Annotated in this window: 16 protein-coding genes; 8 read left to right on the top strand and 8 right to left on the bottom strand. The window is 74.2% G+C overall.

The window, feature by feature from the left end:
• The 3 genes from G9H71_RS15400 to G9H71_RS15390 all read right to left on the bottom strand — a co-directional run.
• Nucleotides 1–453, bottom strand: a 453-nt coding sequence (locus tag G9H71_RS15400) for a zf-HC2 domain-containing protein (RefSeq protein WP_166283354.1), incomplete at its 3' end; no start/stop codon positions are given.
• Nucleotides 450–971 (bottom strand): sigma factor-like helix-turn-helix DNA-binding protein, encoded by a 522-nt coding sequence (locus G9H71_RS15395; RefSeq protein WP_166283399.1) that lies wholly within the window; start codon nt 969–971, stop codon nt 450–452. The genes G9H71_RS15400 and G9H71_RS15395, both read right to left, overlap by 4 nt.
• 190 nt (nt 972–1,161) lie before the next feature.
• On the bottom strand, nt 1,162–2,601 hold the full coding sequence (locus tag G9H71_RS15390; protein WP_331273036.1) for an MFS transporter: 1,440 nt from the start codon (nt 2,599–2,601) through the stop codon (nt 1,162–1,164).
• A gap of 325 nt (nt 2,602–2,926) precedes the next feature.
• Here G9H71_RS15390 and G9H71_RS15385 point away from each other — a divergent pair, with 325 nt between their 5' ends.
• Nucleotides 2,927–3,823: a hypothetical protein gene (locus tag G9H71_RS15385; protein WP_231134895.1), complete on the top strand. Its 897-nt coding sequence runs from the start codon at nt 2,927–2,929 to the stop codon at nt 3,821–3,823.
• Entirely contained in the window at nt 3,820–3,951 is a 132-nt protein-coding gene (locus G9H71_RS24650) for a hypothetical protein (RefSeq protein WP_269204695.1), read from the top strand. Before G9H71_RS15385 ends, G9H71_RS24650 begins: the two co-directional genes overlap by 4 nt.
• 64 nt (nt 3,952–4,015) lie before the next feature.
• Here G9H71_RS24650 and G9H71_RS15380 read toward each other — a convergent pair whose 3' ends face one another.
• A complete protein-coding gene (locus G9H71_RS15380) occupies nt 4,016–6,259 on the bottom strand; it encodes a diguanylate cyclase (protein WP_166283395.1) in 2,244 nt (747 codons plus the stop codon).
• A gap of 176 nt (nt 6,260–6,435) precedes the next feature.
• Between G9H71_RS15380 and G9H71_RS15375 the strand changes: the two genes are divergently transcribed.
• From G9H71_RS15375 to G9H71_RS15355, 5 genes are all read left to right on the top strand, one after another.
• Entirely contained in the window at nt 6,436–6,870 is a 435-nt protein-coding gene (locus G9H71_RS15375) for a CBS domain-containing protein (protein ID WP_166283393.1), read from the top strand.
• A gap of 137 nt (nt 6,871–7,007) precedes the next feature.
• A complete protein-coding gene (locus tag G9H71_RS25200; RefSeq protein WP_331273035.1) occupies nt 7,008–8,885 on the top strand; it encodes a CDP-alcohol phosphatidyltransferase family protein in 1,878 nt (625 codons plus the stop codon).
• The gene (locus G9H71_RS25195) at nt 8,882–9,553 is read left to right on the top strand and encodes a DUF5941 domain-containing protein (RefSeq protein ID WP_166283391.1); all 672 of its coding nucleotides are present in this window, start codon (nt 8,882–8,884) and stop codon (nt 9,551–9,553) included. The genes G9H71_RS25200 and G9H71_RS25195 overlap by 4 nt, the downstream gene beginning before the upstream one ends.
• Nucleotides 9,550–10,290, top strand: a complete 741-nt coding sequence (locus G9H71_RS15360; protein ID WP_166283389.1) for a phosphocholine cytidylyltransferase family protein — start codon at nt 9,550–9,552, stop codon at nt 10,288–10,290. Before G9H71_RS25195 ends, G9H71_RS15360 begins: the two co-directional genes overlap by 4 nt.
• A gap of 149 nt (nt 10,291–10,439) precedes the next feature.
• The gene (locus G9H71_RS15355; RefSeq protein WP_166283387.1) at nt 10,440–11,276 is read left to right on the top strand and encodes a class I SAM-dependent methyltransferase; all 837 of its coding nucleotides are present in this window, start codon (nt 10,440–10,442) and stop codon (nt 11,274–11,276) included.
• Nucleotides 11,277–11,399: 123 nt separating this feature from the next.
• On the opposite strand, the gene G9H71_RS15350 is transcribed toward G9H71_RS15355, so the two are convergent.
• Nucleotides 11,400–13,373 carry a glycosyltransferase family 2 protein gene (locus tag G9H71_RS15350; RefSeq protein WP_166283385.1) on the bottom strand — a complete coding sequence of 658 codons (1,974 nt, stop codon included), beginning with the start codon at nt 13,371–13,373 and terminating at the stop codon, nt 11,400–11,402.
• A gap of 70 nt (nt 13,374–13,443) precedes the next feature.
• On the opposite strand from G9H71_RS15350, the gene G9H71_RS15345 reads away from it, so the two are divergent.
• On the top strand, nt 13,444–14,181 hold the full coding sequence (locus G9H71_RS15345; RefSeq protein ID WP_166283383.1) for a class I SAM-dependent methyltransferase: 738 nt from the start codon (nt 13,444–13,446) through the stop codon (nt 14,179–14,181).
• Between the two features lie 54 nt (nt 14,182–14,235).
• On the opposite strand, the gene G9H71_RS15340 is transcribed toward G9H71_RS15345, so the two are convergent.
• The 3 genes from G9H71_RS15340 to G9H71_RS15330 all read right to left on the bottom strand — a co-directional run bounded on the left by G9H71_RS15340 (nt 14,236) and on the right by G9H71_RS15330 (nt 20,034).
• Complete coding sequence (locus G9H71_RS15340) at nt 14,236–17,610, bottom strand: beta-N-acetylglucosaminidase domain-containing protein (RefSeq protein WP_331273034.1); 3,375 nt, start codon at nt 17,608–17,610, stop codon at nt 14,236–14,238.
• Nucleotides 17,611–17,937: 327 nt separating this feature from the next.
• Nucleotides 17,938–18,366 carry a cyclic nucleotide-binding domain-containing protein gene (locus tag G9H71_RS25190; RefSeq protein WP_166283379.1) on the bottom strand — a complete coding sequence of 143 codons (429 nt, stop codon included), beginning with the start codon at nt 18,364–18,366 and terminating at the stop codon, nt 17,938–17,940.
• Between the two features lie 6 nt (nt 18,367–18,372).
• A complete protein-coding gene (locus tag G9H71_RS15330; protein WP_166283377.1) occupies nt 18,373–20,034 on the bottom strand; it encodes a glycosyltransferase family 2 protein in 1,662 nt (553 codons plus the stop codon).
• Nucleotides 20,035–20,229 lie beyond the last annotated feature (195 nt).

Below are 20,229 nucleotides of genomic sequence, written 5' to 3'. Positions count from 1 at the left end.
GTCCGACGGGACCGTGCGGTATTCGCAGTCCACCTCGATCTCGGTGCCCCATCGCTTCGGGACCAGGGCGGCCGCCGCCCGCACCGGCGTGTCCACCAGCGGCGTCATCGCCGTGGTCGCCGGCGAGCCCCCGTCGACGAACGACGCGACGGCCACGGCGCCGAACGCGACGACCGCTGCCGCTGCGAGGCCGCCGAGGGCGAGCAGCGCTCTGCGCGTACGCCCGGTGCCGGTCGGCGCGGAGCTGGTGGCGGCCGGGGGCGGCGCCGGAGCGACGAGGTCGCTGACGCGCAGCCCGTCGAGCATGCTGCTCGCCGCCCGGGCCTGCCGGACGCGCTCCCGGCAGTCCGCGCAGGTCAGCAGATGGGTCTCGAACGCGGCACGCTCGGAGGCCGAGAGCGCGCCGAGGACGTACGCCCCGTCATCGAGCTCGAAGGGGTCGGTCGCGTTCACGCCAGGCCCCCGAGCTCGGTGACCGCGCGGCGCAGCGCGTGCAGCGCGTCCCGGATGCGCGCTTTCACGGCGTCCGGAGGAAGGCCGAGCCGGTCGGCGGCCTGCCCGACCGAGGCGTTGGCGAAGTGGCATTCGACGAGGACCTCGCGGTGCTCGGGCGCCAGCTCGCGCAGCGCGGCGAGCACCAGCTGCCGGTCCGGGCGGCCGGGCGCGGCGTCTCCAGAGGGGCGGGCCGCCGCCGGGACGCGGAGCGCCGCGACGTGCGCCCCCGGGCCGCGCCGCGCGTGCGCGTGGTCGGTGTCGAGCAGGTGGCGGGCCGTGGAGAAGAGCCAGCCCCGCGCGGACAGCCCCGGCCGGGAGAGCAGCTCGGGGCTGCGCCAGGCCCGCAGGATCGTCTGCTCCACCACGTACTGCGCCCGCGCGCCGTCCCCTGCCGTCAGCCCCACCACGTAGGACCAGAGCGCGGCGCCGTGCTCCTCGTGCAGCGCGCGCAGCAGGTCCTCGTCGCGCGCCCTCACGGCCGCGAGGCTACTCACGACCGGCCGCGCGCGGGAGCTCCTGCGCACACCTCATACCCGGGATACGCCGCGACGGCCCGAACGGTTCACCGGAGCACCTATAGCGACGTCGCGTGCACGGAGCGGCAGCGCCGGTCGGGCGGCCCCGACCGGTGATGGGCGCGGCCCTGCCCGGGGCAGTCGGGCCGGTTTAGGTGGAGGTGAGCGGCTCGGCCACGTCCTCGAGCGACTTGCGCTCGGCCTTGACGCCGAGGAACAGCTCGGCCAGCCCGCCGACGGCCATCACGGCCGAGCCGATCAAAAAGGCGAGCGCTCCCTGCCGCAGGTCGCCGCTCTCGATGAGCCGGCTGAACAGCAGCGGTCCCGTGATGCCGCCGATTGCGGTCCCTATCGCGTAGAAGAACGCGATGGCCAGCGCCCGCGTCTCCATCGGGAAGATCTCGCTGACCGTGAGGTATGCCGCGCTCGCCCCGGCCGAGGCGAGGAAGAAGGTGGCGACGAGAAGGGCGAGGAACGTCCACTCGGTCAGCGAGCCGTTGCCGAACAGCAGTGCCATCACGACGCCGACGGCGGCAGACCCGAGGTACGACACGGTCACCATCGGCTTGCGGCCCACGGTGTCGAACAACGGGCCGAGCAGCACCGGCCCGAGCACGTTCCCCACCGCGTACACGATGAGGAAGACCGGCACCCGGCCCGAGTCGACGTCGAAGAAGGTCGTGAAGACGCCGCCGAGGTTGAACGTGATCCCGTTGTAGAGGAAGGCCTGCCCGATGAAGAGCGCGAGCCCCAGCACCGCGCGCCGGGGGTACTTCTGGAACGCCGTCTGCGCGATGACGCGGAACGGGATCCGCTCGCGCTGCCGCACCCGGATGGACTTCTCGACGTCCCCCAGCCGCCGCTCCGTGCCCTGCTCGACCTCGGACTCGATGCCGCCGACGATGCGCTCGGCCTCGTCCTCGCGGCCGTGGATGAACAGCCACCGCGGGCTCTCGGGCACGTGGCGGCGCACGACCAGGATCACGGCGCCGAGCACGACGCCGAGCACGAAGGCGAGCCGCCATCCGACCGCGCGCGGGAAGATCCCGGTGTCCAGCAGCAGCAGGACGAGAGCCGACCCGCCGGCCGCTCCCAGCCAGTAGGAGCCGTTGACGAGCAGGTCCACACGGCCGCGCAGCCGGGCGGGGATGAGCTCGTCGATGGCCGAGTTGATCGCGGCGTACTCCCCGCCGATCCCCGCGCCGGTGAAGAAGCGGGCCAGGTAGAAGTACCAGGGCGTCCAGGCGAACGCGGTCGCGCCGGTCGCGGCGAGGTAGAGGCCGAGCGTGATGAGGAAGAGCTTCTTGCGGCCCCACCGGTCCGTCAGCTGGCCGAAGAAGAGCGACCCGACGCAGGCGCCCGCGACGTAGAACGCGGCCGCCGTGCCGATCTGTCCGGTGGAGATGGCGATGCCGCTGCCGTCCTCCGTCATGCGGGAGGCGACCGAGCCGACGACCGTCACCTCCAGGCCGTCGAGGATCCACACCGTCCCGAGGCCGACCAGTACCAGCCAGTGGAAGCGCGACCAGGGGAGCCGGTCGAGCCGGGCCGGGATCTTCGTCTCGATCGTCGAGAGGTGGGGGCCGTTCACGCCCCCGGCTCTACCCCTAGGCTGCGGGTCCTGCACCTCAGGCAACCGATCCCTCGTGGCGCCCGCTCCCGCCGACCCGCTCCGCCGCTGAGGCGCACATTGCTCCCGCCGACACTGCCTTGCTCCCGTTGTCGCGGGAGCAAAGCGGGGTTGACGGGAGTAAGGCGTTCGGCAAGGGATCGGCCAGCGTGCCGAGGCCGACCGTCGGGTCGACGGCGCCGTCGGGCGGACCACGCCGCCGCAGCGTGTATCTCGCGCCCGGGGGAGCCGTCTCTGCTCCGGCGAGGGTGCCGCGCAGGAGGCGCCCACGACGAGGGAGCGCACCATGTCCGACACCCCCGCGGCGGCAGCGACCGCCCGGCTCCCCGTGGCTCCACTGCCGCCGCCGCGGTCCGCCGCACGGCACACGACGCTGCTCCTGGACGAGGAGGCGCACCGCGCCATCGCGGCCCGGGCCCTGGCCGCGGGCGGCATCGTGGCGCACGCCTTCGCGAACTTCTACGCCATCACCACCCGGCCCGACGCCGAGACCGTGCGGTCGGTGAACCTGCTCAAGGGCAGGCCGATCGGGCAGGTCGGAAGCATCACCACGACGCCGTCGCGCATCCCCTTCGTCTACGACTGGTCACGGCTGCCTCCCGGGCTCGCCCGCCACGACGTACTCGAGATCATGGATGCACTCTTCGCCGAAGGACCCTTCGGATTCCGTGGACCGGCGGCGAGCGACGTGCCCGACCACCTGACGCAGCACGAGGGGTGGGTGCGCACGGCCCAGGTCATCGCCCCCGGCCATGCCTGCCCCAGCAACGAGTTCCTCGCGTCCTGCCTCACGGCCGCCGACGCCGACCTGCTCTACATCACCTCGGCGAACCGCTCGCGCCACCTGTCCGGGGCGTCCGACGAGCCGGCGCACTTTCGCGGGGACGCGCTCGCGGCCGAGTTCGGCGGCGACCCGCGGTTCCTGCTCCTGGCCCACCGGGACGAGGCGGCCGCTCGTGCCCGCTACCCGCACCACGACCCCGTGTCCACGACGATCGTCGCGTTCCACCGCACGGCCGGCTCCGGCCCGGACGGCCGGGTGCGGCTGATCGTCGAGCGCCACGGCTCGCTGCCGGTGGAGCGCGTACGCGCCGTCCTCGCGCCGCTCGGCTACGACGTCGTCCTCGGGCCGGGCGCGGCGACCCGCCTGCAGCAGCGCGACTACGGGCTGGTGCAGGCGTGACGCGACGGCGGGTGGGCCTGCTCGTCCCCAGCTCGAACACGACGATGGAGACCGAGCTGCCCGAGCTCTTCGCGCGCCGCGAGCAGCTGGCGCCCGAGCGCTTCAGCTTCCACTCCGCCCGCATGTGATGACGACCGTGACGCCGGAGGAGCTGGCGCGCATGGACGCGCAGGCGGAGGACAGCGCGCGGCGTCAGCGGCCCTTGTGCGCGGACTTCACCTCGTACATCCGGCTGTCCGCGGCGTGCAGCAGCTGGTCGAACTCCGCGCCGTCGGCCGGGAAGGAGCTCACCCCGATGCTCGCGGTGACGCGCACCTCGCCGCGCGGGGTGGACACCGGCTCGCTGAGCAGGCGGCTGAGCTCGGCGGCCACGCGACGGCCCTCCTCGCCCGCCGAGGCCTGGTCGAGCCCGGGCAGGATCACGAGGAACTCGTCGCCGCCCAACCGCGCCACGAGGTCACCGCGGCGCAGGCGCGCCTTCAGCCGCTCGGCGGTGACGCGCAGCAGCTCGTCGCCGGCCGCGTGGCCGAAGCGGTCGTTGACCGGCTTGAAGCCGTCGAGGTCGAGGTAGAGCAGCGCCGCGCCCGTCTCGCTCATCTGCGCGTGCAGGACGGTGCCCTCGAGCGCCTCCTGCACCCGGCGCCGGTTGAGCACGCCCGTCAGCGGGTCGCGCCACGCGAGCTGCTCGATCTCCGCGGCGTACGCCTCGGCGCGCTCGCGCTCGCGCTGCAGCCGGGACTCGGCCTCGACCCGGGCGGTGACGTCGTTCTGCACGCCGATGTACTGCACGACACGGCCGCTCTCGTCGAAGACCGGCGCGAGGTAGATCTCGTTCCACCACGGCGTCCGCTCCGGGCCGCGGTAGTTGAGCATCGTCTCGCGGACCTCGCGGCCCTCGGCGATGGCCGCGCGCAGCCGCGCGACCGCCGCCGCGTCCGTGTCCGGGCCCTGCAGGAATCGGCAGTTGAGCCCGATGACGTCCTCGGCGCGCAGGCCGGAGAGCTTCTCGAACGCGGTGTTGACGTAGATCAGGGGCTGGTCGGGGCGGGTGACGTCGGAGATGGTGACGCCGTTCGCGGTGGCGGCGAGGGCACGGCGCAGGGTCCGCTCCGAGTCCGTCCGGCGGGCGGACTGCGACGCGCGGGCGTGTGCCGGGTCGCCGGCGTGCCCCGCGAGGGCCGTGCTCGCGCGCAGTGCCTCCACCGCCGCCGGGTCCTGCGGCAGGACGCGCGCCATCAGGGCGGCGGCCGCGTCGGCGACCACGTCGCGGTCGTAGGTGAGCGCGAACTCGAACGTGCGCTCCAGGTCCGGGCCGCGGTCGCCGAGGTCGCGGGCGAGCAGGGCGGCGGCGAAGTGCGGGGAGAGCACGGCGATGTTCCACTCACCGCGCACGGGGTCGTCGGCGAGCAGGTCGGCGCCGCGTACGCCCGCCGCCGGCTCCGAGGACAGGCCCTGGCCGATGGCGGCGACGAAGCCGGTCCGCTCGGCGAGCTCGCGGTAGCGCGCGGTGGTCGAGGGGGTGAAGTGCTTCGCCTCCTGGAACGCGGCGACGACCATGCAGGTGGAGCCGAAGCGCAGCGCCTCGCGCTCGAGGTGCTTGCTGACCTCGATGAGCAGCGGCTTGCTCGACCGGCGCAGCGGGGTCGACTCGGGCAGGCACGCGAACGGCGAGACGTGGGTCTCCGCCTCGACCGCCGGCGGGAGCTCGAGACCGCCGACCGGGAGGGTCGTGACCAACGTGGGCGAGGGGCGGCCGAACATCCAGCCCTGTCCCAGGCGTGCCCCGAGCGCGCGGGAGACGGCGAGGTGCTTCTCGTCCTCGATGCCCTCGGCGAGGACCAGCGCGCCGGTGCGCTCGGCGTACGCGTTGACCGCGTTCATGATCTCGGCGACCGCGGGGCCGGGGCGCTGCTGGACGAGGCGCAGGTCGAGCTTGACGATGTCCGGGCGCAGCAGCGGCATGAAGGCGAGGGACAGGTCGTCGGCGCCGACGTCGTCGAGGGCGATGCGCCAGCCCGCCTCGCGCAGCCGGGTGACGGTCGCCAGCAGCTCCGCGGGACGGGTGCCGATGGCCCGCTCGGTGATCTCGAGGACGACCTGCATCCCGCCGGGCGCGCCGTCGCTGAGCGCGAGCAGCTCCTCGAGCGGCGCGGTGTCGAGGATCTCCGGCTCGACGTTGACGAACAGCGTCAGCGGCAGCACGACACCGGCCTGCACTGCGCCCTCGAGGGCGCGGCGGCGGCAGAGCTCGTCGAGCTCGGCGAGCCGGCCCTCGGCCCGGGCGGCCGCGAAGAGCAGGTCGGGGCGCTCGAGCGGGCCGTGCGGCCCGCGCGCCAGCGCCTCGTACGCGACGACGGCGCCGCTCTCGAGGTCGACGATCGGCTGGAAGACGCTCCGGACGTCCCCGCTCGCCAGGATCTGCGAAATCTCGTTCACGACTCTCCTCGTTCCACCCGCGACATACGACAATCGGCGGCGCGGGCTCCGACCTGAGGGCCCGCGCGAAGGTAGCGGCTGCGGCCGGTCCTCGCATTCCGCCCGCTGTTCACCGCGCCCCCGGGCCACTACATTCCCAAGCACGGCTCGGCTGGACGCACGCCCCAGGAGGCGCCATGCACGTCCGCGATGTGCTCCACCACAAAGGCAATTCCGTCGTGACCGTCCCACCCGACCTCACCGTCCACGGCCTGCTGGCCACGCTCACCGAGCACAACATCGGCGCCGTGCTCGTCACCGACGACGGCATGGACATCGTGGGCGTCGCCTCCGAGCGCGACGTCGTCCGCACGCTGGCTGCGCGCGGGCCTGAGGTGCTCAACGCCCCGGTGCGCGAGATCATGACGACGGACCTCACGGTCGCGGCGCCGGGGGACACGCTCGACCGGCTCATGGCCCAGATGACCGAGCGCCGCGTACGCCACATCCCCGTGCTCGCCGACGGCGCCCTCGTCGGCATCGTCAGCATCGGCGACGTGGTGAAGACGCGCATGGACGAGCTGGAGTCCGAGCGCGAGCAGCTGATCGGCTACATCAGCTCCGGCGGCTGACCCGCCCGGTCGGCCCTCCCCTGCAGGGCAGGGGGAGCCGGGCATGGCATCGTTCGCTGGCCGGACAATGGTCCGGGCGGCGAACGACAGGTGTCCGGCGGAAGGGTGCGGCGACGGTGGCAGCGGCGGGTGGACGGGTGTCGGCCCCCGTCGGGGCCGTCGTGTTCGCGACCGCGCCCACCGACGACGGCGGCGCGGCCGCCCTGCTCCCGCTCGGCAGCGCCACGGTGCTGCGCCGGCTGGTCGAGCAGCTGGCCTCGCTGCAGGCGCGGCCGGTGCACGTCATCACCCGGCCCGGCTGGGAGGCCGGCTGCGTCTCCGCGGTGCACGGGCTCGCCGACGTCCGCGTCCTCGCGTCCGAGGACCTCGCCGCCGACCTGCGGACGGTGAGCGCGCTCGCGACCGAGCGGGACGACGCGCTGCTCCTCGCCCTCGGCGACGTCGTGCTGCAGCGCGACTCGCTCGCCGGCCTGCTCGCCGACCCGCGCGTACGCACCGGCGTGCTGTCCGGCGGGGGCGCGCTCGCGCGGCCGTGGGCGCCGCGTACCCGGTCCGTCCGCGGCCGGTTGGTCAGCGCGGCCTCGCCGTTCCACTCCACCCGCCAGCCGACGAGCCGCTTCCTCGGCGTGCTGAAGGTGCACCCGGACGATCTCGCCGCGCTCGCGGCGTCCACCGCCGAGCTGGCGACGCTGGCGGCGGCGCCGCCGCCGGAGTGGGAGGAGACCCTCACCGCCCGCACCGAGCGGTGGCACCAGATCCTCGCCCGTCGGGCGGCCGCCGAGCTCGGCCTGCCGCCGACGGAGGAGGGCCCGGCCGAGGCCCCGATCAGCGCGGAGGCCGGCGCGGAGCTCGCCCGCCGGGCCCGGGCGCTGCGCGAGGACGCGGCCTCGCTCTGCCTGGTCGGCCTGGTCCGGTCCGGGGTGCAGATCGCCAACAGCGCGCTGCGCGGCTTCTTCTGGGCGCGCCCGCTCGACGCCGCGGCGGCGCAGGCGGCGGCCGAGGCGCTGCCCGGCTACGACGAGGAGCGGCTGATGCTGGCCGCGGCGGTGAAGGGCTCGGACGGCTTCTTCACCACCTTCTTCGTCAGCCCCTACTCCCGCTACATCGCGCGCTGGACCGCCCGCCTCGGGCTGACCCCCAATGCGGTGACGACCTTCTCGATGGCCCTCGGGGCGCTCGCGGCCGCGGCCTTCGCGACCGGAGAGCGGTGGGGGATGGTCGCCGGCGCCGTGCTGCTCCAGCTGGCGTTCACCTTCGACTGCGTCGACGGCCAGCTCGCGCGCTACACCCGGCAGTTCTCCTCGCTCGGCGCCTGGCTCGACTCCGTCTTCGACCGCGGCAAGGAGTACCTCGTCTTCGTCGGCCTGGCCCTCGGCGCCTCGCGCGGGTGGGACGACGACGTGTGGGCGCTGGCCTGCGCCGCCATCACACTGCAGACCGTGCGGCACGCGGTGGACTTCTCGTACGCCGCGGGCGCGCACCAGGCGATCGCGCAGGCTCCGCGCCTCCCGCTCGCGCAGAGCGCCGACGTGCTCGTCGCCCCCGACGAGGCGCCTGCCGGCCCGGACGACCCGGTCGACCCGACCGAGTCGGCGGCGGCGCGCGGTGTCGTGGACCCCGACGACGTGCCTGTCGCCGCCGCCGTAGGCGCGCCGGTCGCGGTCTCCGGGCCGCCCGCGCCGCTGCCTGCCACGCCCTCGCCCGCGGTGCCGGCGGGTGACGTCGCCGCGGAGGCGGAGCACGACGCGGCCCTCGAGCCCGAGCGGCCCGCACTGCCGCTGCACGTCCGCGTCGGCAAGGCGGCCGTCCGGCTGTCGCGACGGACCGAGCGTGCCAAGGCGGCACGCTGGGCGAAGAAGATCTTCGTGCTGCCGATCGGCGAGCGCTTCGCGCTGATCTCGGTCACCGCGGCTTTCTGGACCCCACGCGTCACCTTCCTGGCGCTGCTGTGGTGGGGCGGGCTCGCCGCCGCGTACAGCACCCTCGGCAAGATCCTCCGGTCGGTGGCCCGATGAGCAGCGTCCTCGACTCCTACCGCGACGACGGAGCGATCACCGGCGCGCTGGCCCGCGCGGCCCGCGGCCCGCTCGCGTCCGCGCCTGCCGCGCCGGTGCTGCTCACGCTGGCCGGCGCGCTGCCGCTCGTCCTCGTCCTGCTCGACCGCGGCGCCGTCGACGGCTGGCCGCTCCCGGTCGCGGTCGCTTGGTACGTCCTCACCGCCGGAGCGGCCGCCGGGCGCTCGCACGTGTCGAAGCTGGACTGGGTGATCCCGCCGCTCCTGCGGGCGGTGGAGTACTTCACGCTCGCCCGGGTCGTCGCGGTGGTGGACCCGGCGGCGCAGCCCGCGGCCTACGCGCTGCTCGCGGCGCTCGCCTTCCACCACTACGACACGGTCTACCGGCTGCGGCACCGCCGCGTCGCCCCGCCGACGTGGCTGCGGCTCGCCGGCGGCGGCTGGGACGTCCGGCTGCTGCTGGCCTGCCTGCTCGTCGGGGTCGGCGGGCTGGGTATGGGGGCTGCGGTCGCGGCGGCGGTCCTGGGCGTGCTGTACGTCGGGGAGAGCACCGCAGGCTGGCTGCGCCCGAACCGCGAGGGCCGGGACGCGCGTACGGCACGAGCCGCTGCCCGCGAGGGGTCCACCGCGGCCGAGGGGTCCGGAGAGCACGACGAGGGAGACGCATGATCGGGCTGGTACTCGCGGCGGGCTGGGGAAGCCGGCTGGGTGAGCTGACGGCCAAGCTGCCGAAGACGCTGCTCGAGGTGCGTGACGGGCAGTCGATCCTGGACTCGACGCTCGCGAACCTGCGCGCGGCCGGCCTGGACGAGGTCGCGGTCGTCACGGGCTACGCGGCGGAGCGCATCGAGGAGCAGGTGCCCCGGCTGGAGGAGCGCCACGGCCTGAAGCTGCGGCTGATCTTCAACGAGAAGGCCCTCGAGTGGAACAACTGCTACTCCCTCTGGGTCGCTCGGGAGCAGTTCGAGCAGGGCGTGCTGCTGGTGAACGGCGACACCGTCCACCCGCCGGTGGTCGAGGAGCGGGTGCTCGCCGCGCGCGGGCCGCAGCTGCTGCTCGCCACGGACACCGAGAAGAAGCTCGGCGAGGAGGAGATGAAGGTCGTCCTCGCCGCCGACGGGCGGCTCGAGCGGATCACCAAGCTCATGCCGGCCGAGAGCGCGCACGGGGAGTACATCGGCGTCACGGTGATCGAGCCGGCCGTGGCGGGTGCGCTCGCCGACGCGCTCGAGACGACGTGGAAGCGCGACCCGGGGCTGTACTACGAGGACGGGTTCCAGGAGCTGGTGGACCGCGGCGGCGAGGTTCGGACCGCCCCCATCGGGAAGGTCGACTGGGTCGAGGTCGACTCGCCCGAGGACTACGCGCGGGCGAAGTCGATCGCGGCCCGGTGGCCCGCCCGCTGAGGCGGCGTCCGTAGTAACAGGGCGTTGACGCGCGCCGCCTTGCTGCCGTAGCGGGGCGCGGGTTAGCGTCGCGGCACGTTTCCCGGCCGTTCTGCGGCCGTTTCCTTGCACGCGAACACAGCCAGCACCATCGATATGCGGGAGGCCTCGTGGCCGGCCAGATGCCCTACCTGGAGTTCCTCGGGCGGTTGCACGAGGCGCTGCGGCCGGCGACGTACCTCGAGGTCGGAGTCCGCGCCGGTGACAGCCTCGCGCTGTCGCGGTCGAAGTCGATCGGCATCGACCCCGACTTCGCCATCAAGTGCCCCATCACGTGCGACGTCGCGCTGTTCAAGACGACGAGCGATGAGTACTTCTCCCGTCCGGACCCGCTCGCGCCCTTCCACGGGGCGCCCGCGGACCTCGCGTTCATCGACGGCATGCACCTGTTCGAGTTCGCGCTGCGCGACTTCATCAACGTCGAGCGCTGCTCGAGCCCGAGCAGCGTCGTGGTCTTCGACGACATCTTCCCGCGCAAGGTCGACGAGGCGGCCCGTGACCGCCACACCCGCGTCTGGACCGGCGACGTCTACAAGATCGTCGAGGTGCTGCGGCAGTACCGTCCCGACCTGACGCTCCTGCTCGTCGACACCGGCCCCACGGGGCTGCTGCTCGTGACCGGGCTCGACCCCGACAACACGGTCCTCACCGACCACTACGACGAGATCGTCGAGAAGTACGTCGTGGACGACCCGCAGGACGTGCCGCCCGCGATCCTCAACCGCGAGGGCGCACTCGCGCCGGAGAAGCTGCTCCGCTCGCCGGTCTGGGGCTCCCTGCGACGGTCCCGCCGGCCGTGGGTCTCCCGCGAGCGGGCGCGGGTCGAGATGACCGAGGCGCTCGAGCGCCCGACGATCTACCGCGCGCGGCGGCGCGAGCTGCGGCGTACGGCCACCCGGACGGTCAAGCAGGGCCTGCGCCAGGTCAAGGCGCTGCGCTCGCGCTGACGGCGGTCGTCGTCAGGTGTGGCGTCGGGGTCGTGGAGCCCGCTCTGGCGAGCGTCGCACTCCACAACTGCGCGGATCCAGGCGTGAGCCCGGGCCTGGTCAGATCGCCCAGGCCCCGCAGCCTCACCTCCCGCCCAGCCGGCGCACCCGCCTGAGGACAGGGCCGCCCAGCACCGGCCGCCGCCCGACGGGGATCGCCTGCGGTGCCGGACGCTGCGCGAGCGCGGCTCCCACCGCGGCGGGCTTCGCGTCCGGCGAAGCGACGGGCACCAGCGCGTACGTCCCGTCGTCCGCCGCCTCGAGATCGAGGAACGGCTGCGTCGTCGGCCCCTCGCCGAACGTGGCGCGCAGCCCGTAGCGCCCGGCCAGGGCGGTGACGTAGGCCTCGACCCGCGCGTCGCCCGCGTCGGCGACGAGCCGGGCCGGCAGCTCGACCGAGCCCTCGAGGATCGCCGCCTCCAGCGCCAGGCCGCCCGGGACCGACGCCTGCCCGCGCACGTGCACCCGCGGCAGCGCGAGCCTCAGCAGCGAGCCGTCCGGCCCGGGCCGCACCGTCGCGTCGTCGGGCGTGGGGCGGGCGGACCCCACGAGCGTGCGCACGGTCGCGCCGACGTCGAGCGCGAGCCTCCCGTCCTTGGTCCGGTACGCCACCAGCTGCTCGCCGTCGACGAGCGCCGGCGCGGGGCGGGCCGGGGCGGCGGCCAGCCGAGGGCGTAGGTCGTAGCCCAGCGCCTGCATCCAGAAGACGACGTCCCACACCCCCGGCTCGAGCGGGGCGCCCAGGGCCGCGACCGCGGGGTCGACCTCCGACGTGCACTCGGCCACGAGCGCGAGCCGCCCGTCCACCTGCTCCAGGCGTGCGCTCGACGTGCCGGGGACGTACCACTCCACCCGGCTGTCACGGTGGCGCAGCTTGAGCTCGGCGGCGGCGGCCTCGACGGCGGACGTCACGTCGAGCAGCCCGTCGGGGGCGTACGCCGCGAGCTCTGCGGGAAGGCGCCGGACCACGCGCTCGCCGGCGCGCTCGAACGCCATCGGTGCGCCGGACGCGTCGAGCAGGACGCCGCGGGCGCGCACCTGCAGGGCGCCGTCCACCCACACGTACGACGACGCCTCGGCCCGCACCGCGCTGCCCTGCTCGAAGCGCGCGAGCGCGAGCACGGCGTCGAGGTCCCCGGCCCGGCCGACGGCGAGCCGCAGCCGGTGCATGGGCGCGGCCAGCTCGTCGAGCCGACGGGGGAAGCGCTCTTCCAGAATCGTCCGTACGGCGTCGACCCACTCGCGCCAGTGGCCCTCGGGTCGGGTCAGCATGCGCGGCCCGATGCTGCCGGCCACCGAGCCCTGCAGCCAGCGCAGCATCATGGCGTCGCGCTCCGGGCCCGGCGACGTGTGCGACTCCACCAGGTCCAGGCACTCGCGGATGTTGGCGAAGTAGGTCTCGGTCTGCGGGGTCTGGCGCGAGTTGTTCTCGTCCGAGACGATCCACTTGTAGACCGGGTAGTCCGCGAGGATCGAGACCACGTCGGCCTCGAGGAAGCTCTTGAGGGCGAAGGGGTGGTCCTCGAGCAGGCCGACGCGCTCGGGGAAGCGGATGCGGTGCGCGAGGAGGAACTCCCGGCGGAAGAGCCGGTGCACCGTGAGCAGGTCGAGCAGCCGGTGCTCGAGGATCGACGCGCGGGCGACGTTGTGCCGGAACATCCGCGAGTCCAGGGCGGAGCGCCCGACGGCCACCTCCTTGCCGATCACGACGTCCGAGCCGTTCGCCACCGCGTAGTCGTACGCGCGGCGCAGCGCGTCGTCGCCGAGCTCGTCGTCGTGGTCCATGAAGAGCACGTACTCGCCACTGGCCAGCTCGATCCCGAGGTTGCGCGGCCAGCTGGGCCACCCCGACCCCTCGAGCCGGGCGAGCCGGACGTACGGCCGGTGCGCCGCGATGCGTCCGAGCCGCTCGGCGGTCCCGTCGGTCGACCCGTCGTCGACGAGGATCGCCTCGAACTCGTCGGCCGGCAGCGTCTGCCGGTCGAGCGATCTCATGACGCGCAGGATCCGGTCGCCCGGGTTGTGCACCGGCACCACGACGCTGACCTTGACCGCCACGTACGCGTCCCTTCGCCGGGCCTCCGGGCGCCCGCTGGGTAGGGTCGGGCGCAGCCGCGGAAAGGACATCATGTTCTACACGGAGTTCCTCCGGGGGGTCCACGACCGCCTCCGGCCCGCGACCTACCTCGAGGTCGGCGTGCGCGACGGCCGCAGCCTGGCGCTGTCCCGCGCGCGCAGCGTGGGCGTCGACCCGGCGTTCGCGATCGACGTCGAGCTCGACGGCGACCTCGCGCTGCTGCGCACCACCAGCGATGAGTACTTCGCCCGTCCGGAGCCGCTCGCACCGACGGCGGGACGGCCGTACGACCTCGCCTTCCTCGACGGGCTGCACCTGTTCGAGGTCGTGCTCCGCGACTTCCTGCACGCCGAGGCGCTGTCCACGCCCTGGTCCGCGGTGATCCTCGACGACGTGCTGCCGCGCAACGCCGCCGAGGCGCAGCGCACGCCGGTGGGCAAGGCGTGGACCGGCGACGTCTGGAAGCTGCTGCCCGTCCTCGCCGAGCACCGTCCCGGCCTGACCGTCGTGCCGGTCGACACGCGGCCGACCGGGCTGCTGCTCGTGCTGGGCCTCGATCCGGGCGACACGACGCTCGCCGACGCGTACTCCTCCATCGTGGAGCAGCACGTGATGGTCCGCGAGGTGCCGGCGGAGATCCTGGCCCGTGACGCCGCGGTCGAGCCCGAGCGAGTGCTCGCCGCCCCCGTCTGGGACGTGCTGCGCAGGCTGCGTGAGCGGGGCGCCACGCCCGACGAGGGCGCCGCCGAGCTGGCCGACGCACTCGCCCGGTCCTTCGGCCGGGGCTGACCCCCGCGGGGACGAGCCGCACCCGACGGCGTGCGGCTCATCCCCTGCGAGCGCTCAGCCGGCGACGGGGTACGCCTCGACCTCCCAGAGCGAGTAGCCCCACGTCGACGACCGCTTGACGCCCTGCACGCGCAGGTAGCGCACCTCCGCTCCGTCGAGCCACAGCGTCTCGACGCCGCCCGGGCTCGCCGTCACGGCCCGCGCCGTGGACCACGTCGTGCCGTCGGCCGAGGTCTGCAGCAGGTACGACTCCGCGTGCGACGCCTCCCACCGCAGCACCACCTTGCCCACGCGCTGCGGGGCCGCGAACTGCAGCTGCAGCCAGGCCGTGTCGTCGTAGCCCGACGACCACCGGGTCGACGTGTCGCCGTCGTTGGCGAAGCGGGCCGCTAACTGCGGGAGGTCCTGCTCCACGCTCTTCGCGGTCGCGACCGTGCCCGCGGAGGCCAGCGCGACGTTCGTCGCCGTCACCCGCGGATGGACGGAGACGCGGACGGTCGTGGTGACCGGCGTCCCGCCCGAGGGCGTGAAGGTGACGGGCACGTCGTACGTCCCGGCCGCCCCGGCGATTGTCAGCGCCACCGTGGCGGACGCCCCGCGCGGCACGGTCAGGGCGCTGCTCGCCGGTGTGACCGTGAGGCCGGCGGGGGCGGCCGCCGAGAGCGTGCCGGCCACGGCAGCCGGGGTGGTGGACGTGACCGATACCGGCACCGTCGCGGTCGACCCCGTCTCGAACGCCACCTCGTCCGCCGGCCCGGCGAGCGCGACGGCGGGGACGTCGGCGTACCACGGCAGGACCTCGGTCACGACGGGCGGCCGGGAGGTGGAGCCCCACACCAGGCGCAGGGCGTCGACCGCCGGGCCACCGACGGGGAGCTCGGTGTAGCCGCGCGACAGGCTGCCGACGGCCCGCCAGGCCCCGTTGCTGCGGACCTCGACCGTCGCCGCGGCGTCCGCGACCACACCGACGCGGGACAGCGGCCGGGCGGCGGGCAGCGTCACCACGAGCGGGGCCGCGCCCTTCGCCGAGCCCGCCGCCGCGTACGCCGTCGTGAGGTCGCCGTCCGCCGCGGCGCCGAGGGAGGAGCCTGCCGCCGGCGCGGGGCCGGAGGTGACCGTGGGCGAGGTCGGGGTCGCGCTCGTGACCGTCAGCTCGCGGACCACGAGCCACTCGGACTGCGCGGCGGTCGCGCGCACCCGGACGTAGCGCGCGCTCGTCCCGGCGGGCAGCGTCGCGGTGGCCTCGGCGGTGTCGACGAGAGTCCGCACGGGCGTCCACGTCGTGCCGTTGACCGAGTACTCGAGCACGCCGTTCTGGATGAAGTCGCGCGGGCTCGTCGCCTTCGCCATGAGCACGGTGACGCCGGACACCTCGCGGACGGACCCGAGGTCGACCCCGACGTAGTCGCCGTTCGCGACCGCCCGGCTGCTCCAGAACCACGTGTCCGGGTTGCCGTCGGCCATGTTGGCCGGGACGTAGCTCTGATAGGTCGGCAGGTTGGTCGAGACGCTCGGCCGGACCGCCCGCAGGGCGAGGGCGCGGTCGTGCTCGGCCACGGCCTGCTGGACGAACGTGTCGAGCACGCCGTCGCCGACGTGGACGCGCACGGTGCCGCCGAGCCCCTGGTAGACGACCGCGGCGGCCTGCGCGGCCAGGTCGAGTGCCCGCTGCCGGGACTCGATCGACCGCTCGACCCGGCCGTTGCGCAGCTCGACGAGCATCTGCAGGGCGGCAAGGTCGGCCCGTCCCCACAGCTCGGCCGCCGTCAGCCACGGTGCCGCGTCCTGCACGAACCCGCGGTCGGCCATCCCGGCGCGGAGCGTGGCCGGAGCCTCGGCCACGGTGTCGAGCAGGCGCTCGGCCGCGGCCGCGGCGGAGGAGTCACCGCGCTCCCACGCGGTCCAGAACTCCTGCAGCCGCGGCGCGAGCACCGGGGCCTGCCGGGTGTCGAGGACGGAGGTCCAATTCAGGTCTCCGAACACGCGCAGTGCTTCTCGCACGTCCGCGTCAGGCCCGGCGAGCTCGTCCAGCGCTGCGGCCCACGACTGCTCCGGGTCGTAGGCGTCGGGGTTCCAGGTGAAGTCGCCGACACCGGCGACCGAGGTCTTCGACGCGTACGGCTGGATCATCGGGTTCGAGGTGATGCCGAGGATCGAGCCGGCGATGCCCGCCTCACGCCCGGTGTAGGGAGCCAGCAGCAGCCGGTCGGTCGCGTAGTCGTTGACCGGGTAGTTGTCCCAGACGAGGACCGGGTGGCCGAACACCGCCTTCGCCTGCTGGGCCTGCGCGGTCGTGATCGTGCCCGGCACGACGCCCTGGCCCGTCCACTCCACGATGACGTCGCTGTCGAGCTGCGTGCGCAGCGCGGCCTTGTAGGGCGTCTCGGCCTGGTCGTAGTACTCGGTCGGCACCATCTGCAGGGGCGTGGCCCCGGCGTGCGTCTCGATGAACTCGCGCTGCACGCGGTTGAGCACGTACGCCTGGGCCGCTCCGGCCGCGCCGCCGCCGGTGCCGAAGCGGGCCTGGTCCGCAGGGCAGTTCCACGTCGTGTAGCTGATGTCGTCGAGCGGGACCGCGAAGTCGCGCATACCGATGTCGTAGAGCGTTTGGAACTTCGCGATCAATGCCTGCACGTCCGACTCGGAGCTGTAGCAGATCGACAGCCCGGGAGAGAGCGCGTAGGTGAACGCGACGTGGTTGTCAGCGGCGGTCCGCACCAGGTCGCTGATGTCGGCGAGCTGTGGCGCGGGGTAGGGCGCCCGCCACTGCTCCCGGAGGTAGGGGTCGTCCTTCGGGGAGTACACGTAGATGTTCATCTTGTGCCGGCCGTAGAACGCGAGCTGGTCCTTGCGCGCCGCGTGCGACCACGGCGTGCCGTAGAACCCCTCGATCACCCCGCGCAGCGGCAGCTCCGGCCAGTCGCGGACGACCACGCCGTCGACGGTGGCGTGGCTGCCGTGGCGGCGCACGAGCTGGCGCAGGGTCTGCGCGGCATAGAACGCGCCGGCCGCGTCGGCGCCGTCGAGCACGACGAGCTCGCGCTTCGACACGCGCCCGGCGGCGAGAACGTAGCCCTCGGCGGGAAGGCCTGACGCTCCTTGCGCACCGAGCGCGGCCAGGGCCTCCGCGGCACCGGGAACGTCGCTCGTCCCGTCGACGAAGACGACGGGGCCGCCGTCCGCAGCGGCCGCCACGTCGTCGACGACGTCCACGTCGACCGCGCCCGCGGCGGCGAGCACGTTCCGCACGACACGCAGGGCGGCGGCGTCCGTGCCCGGTCCCGTGACGACGGTGATGGTGCCTTCGAGGTCGACGCCGGCCCCGTGGGCGGTGAGCTCCTGCGGTGTGGGGAGGACGTCGGGCGGGGCGGCTGCGGCGGAGGCCGGCGCGGCGCCCGGGCCGACGAGCGGTGCGGCGAGCGCGGTCACGACCGCCGCCACGAGGGCTGTTGCCCGGACACGGTCTCGAAGCCGCGACAACGGGAGGGAAGGGGACGACGAGTACGGCAAATCCGGCTCCTCGACGAAGGCGGTCTGGGCGTCGTCCCACACCCTGGACCGACCGCTGTGCGCCGGTCCAGACCGAATGCGCGCTTTTGCGGGGCAAGTTCCCGGCGGAACTACAGGATGTCGAAGAACTCCGGCCGATCGGCCGGATCGCGTCCTACGGATGTCGATTCCGGGGGCGCGAGCTCGCCCGGCTCCCAGCCGATCCGAGCAGCTGCTCGCAGTCGTCGGTCCGTGCCGTCGGCGGCGTCAGCCCTGCGCGTCCTCCCCGAGCGCGGCGAGGTAGTGCTCGCCGTCGAGGGCGTAGAGCGTCGCCGGCCCGTGGGCGGTCACGGTCGCGCTGCGCGGGATGCCGCCACGCAGCGCGAGGTCGCCGAACCCCCAGCCCGGGCCGAGCGTGGACACGACCTCGCCGTCGATCAGCACGTCGACCGCGCCCTCGGACACGATCCAGTACGCGCTGCCGGGCTCGCCCTGCCGGATCACGTCCTCGCCGCCGTGCACCACGTGCGGCTGCAGGAGCAGGGCGAGCCGTTCGAGCTCGGCATCGGGGAGACAGCCGAGGCCCGGCAGGCCGCGCAGCAGGTCGACCCGGTCGCGGTCCGCCCGTGGGCCCGCGACCCGGCGGCGTAGCGCGCGCAGCGGCTCCCACACCGCGCGCTGCAGGCCGCCGTCCACGGGAGGTCAGCCCAGTCGTCGCGCGAGCCCGCGCAGCCGTCGCCGGACCGGGGCGGGGAGCCAGGCTGCGCGCCCGCGGGCGGGAGGGGCCGGCAGCGGGCGGGGGGCCGGCGCGGACGGCGGCGGGGGCGGGGCGGGTGCACGCCGGGTGCCGACCGCGATGCTGAGGTTGCCGTTGACCGTCCAGTAGGGCGACACCGGCCGCCGGTCCGGCCCGGACTCGCCGACCTCGAGCGCGCCGAGCCCGGGCGCGGACGCCGCGCTCAGCCGGGCCCCCGGGCCCCAGCCGCAGGCGGCGACTCGCACCAGGACGTCCCAGGTCCCCTTGGCCAAGGGCGCTCCGGCGGCCGCCGTCTGCGCGTCAAGCCGCGCCTCGACGGCGACCACGAGCGAGACCCGGTCGGCGTCGATCTCCTCGAGGGAGGCCGTCCAGGCCCCCGGGACGAAGTAGTCGTCGCGCAGCTCGCGGGAGCGCACGAGCACGTCCGCGCGTGCGGCGGCGAGCGCGGAGGTCATGTCGAGCGCGTCGTCGGGTACGGGCACGTCGAGGCGCACGGGCAGCTCCCAGAGCAGCCGGCCCTCGCGGCGTACGAACACGACAGGCCGGCCGTCGGCGTACACGAGCCGGGCCGAGGCCCTCACCTGCAGCACGTCCCCGTCCCAGGCGACCTCGGACGTCGTGGGCTCGATCGTTAGCCCGCGCTCCGCGCCGGCGAGCGCCTCCAGGCCCGCGAGCGAGCCCGCCCGCAGCAGCACCGAGCGCGGCCGGAAGCTGGGCGGGAGGAACCGGTCGACCGAGGGCGCGAAGCGCTCGAGCGCGAGGCCGCGGATCGCGTCGTAGAGCTCACGGCGGTAGTCCGGCGGGTAGCCGAGCAGCGTGCCCGCCCCGAGCCGGCCGAGCGACTTGCCGGTGTACCAGTGCGCCAGCAGCTTGTCGCGCAGGTCGCCCGGCTCGGTGTTGGCCACGACGACGTCGAGGACCTCCCGGACGTTGTCGAAGTAGCCCTTCGGGTCGAAGCGGTTGACCGAGGCGTTGGTGTCGTCGTCGCGCCGGACCCAGTGATAGACGGGGTAGTCGGCGAGGATCGAGATGGTGTCCGCGGCGAAGTAGGCCTTCATCACGAACAGGTGGTCCTCGAGCCGGCGCCGCCCTTCGGGGAACCGGATCTCGTGCTTGTCGAGCATCGCCTTGCGGAAGAGCTTGTGCGGCGTCAGAAGCGTGAGCAGCGGGTCCTGGCCGAGGACGGCCTTCGGCTTCGAACGCCTGAAGATCTCTTTGGGAATGCCGCGTCGGTGGCCGACCAGCTTGCCGATGACGACGTCGGAGCCGTGCTCGACGGCGTACGCGTAGAGCCGCTCCAACGCCTCCGGGCCCAGCCAGTCGTCGTTGTCGACGAAGTAGACGAACTCCCCGCGCGCGTTGTCGATGCCGACGTTGCGCGGGCGGCCGGGCCACCCGGAGTTCGGGATGTGGAAGACCCGGACGTGGTCGTGCTCGGCCGCGAGGGCGTCGAGGCGTGCGGGCGTCTCGTCCGTCGACCCGTCGTCGACGAAGATCGCCTCGTACTCGTCGGTCGGCAGCGACTGCTCCAGCAGCGACCGGATGCAGTCGTCGATGTGGCTGCCCGGGTTGTAGACGGGCACCACGACGCTGACCTTGACCGACATCGGGTGGGAGCCTCCTCGGCCGGCCGGGGCCGGAGCGCGTCGTGCACGGTTCGGAAGCGGCTGACGGGGTACGTCGTCCGCCCGTCGCAGCCTAGAGGGAGGGGGTGCCCGCTCCGGTAGACTGCGCGCTGAAACCTAGCGTTAACCCTGGTGACGTCCCTGGTCCACCGGACGTTGTTTCATTTGTAGCTCACG

Source organism: Motilibacter deserti, assembly GCF_011250635.1.
Lineage (GTDB): Bacteria > Actinomycetota > Actinomycetes > Motilibacterales > Motilibacteraceae > Motilibacter_A > Motilibacter_A deserti.
Note: the sequence above shows the minus strand (reverse complement) of the source record. Positions and strands in the feature narration are given on the sequence as shown.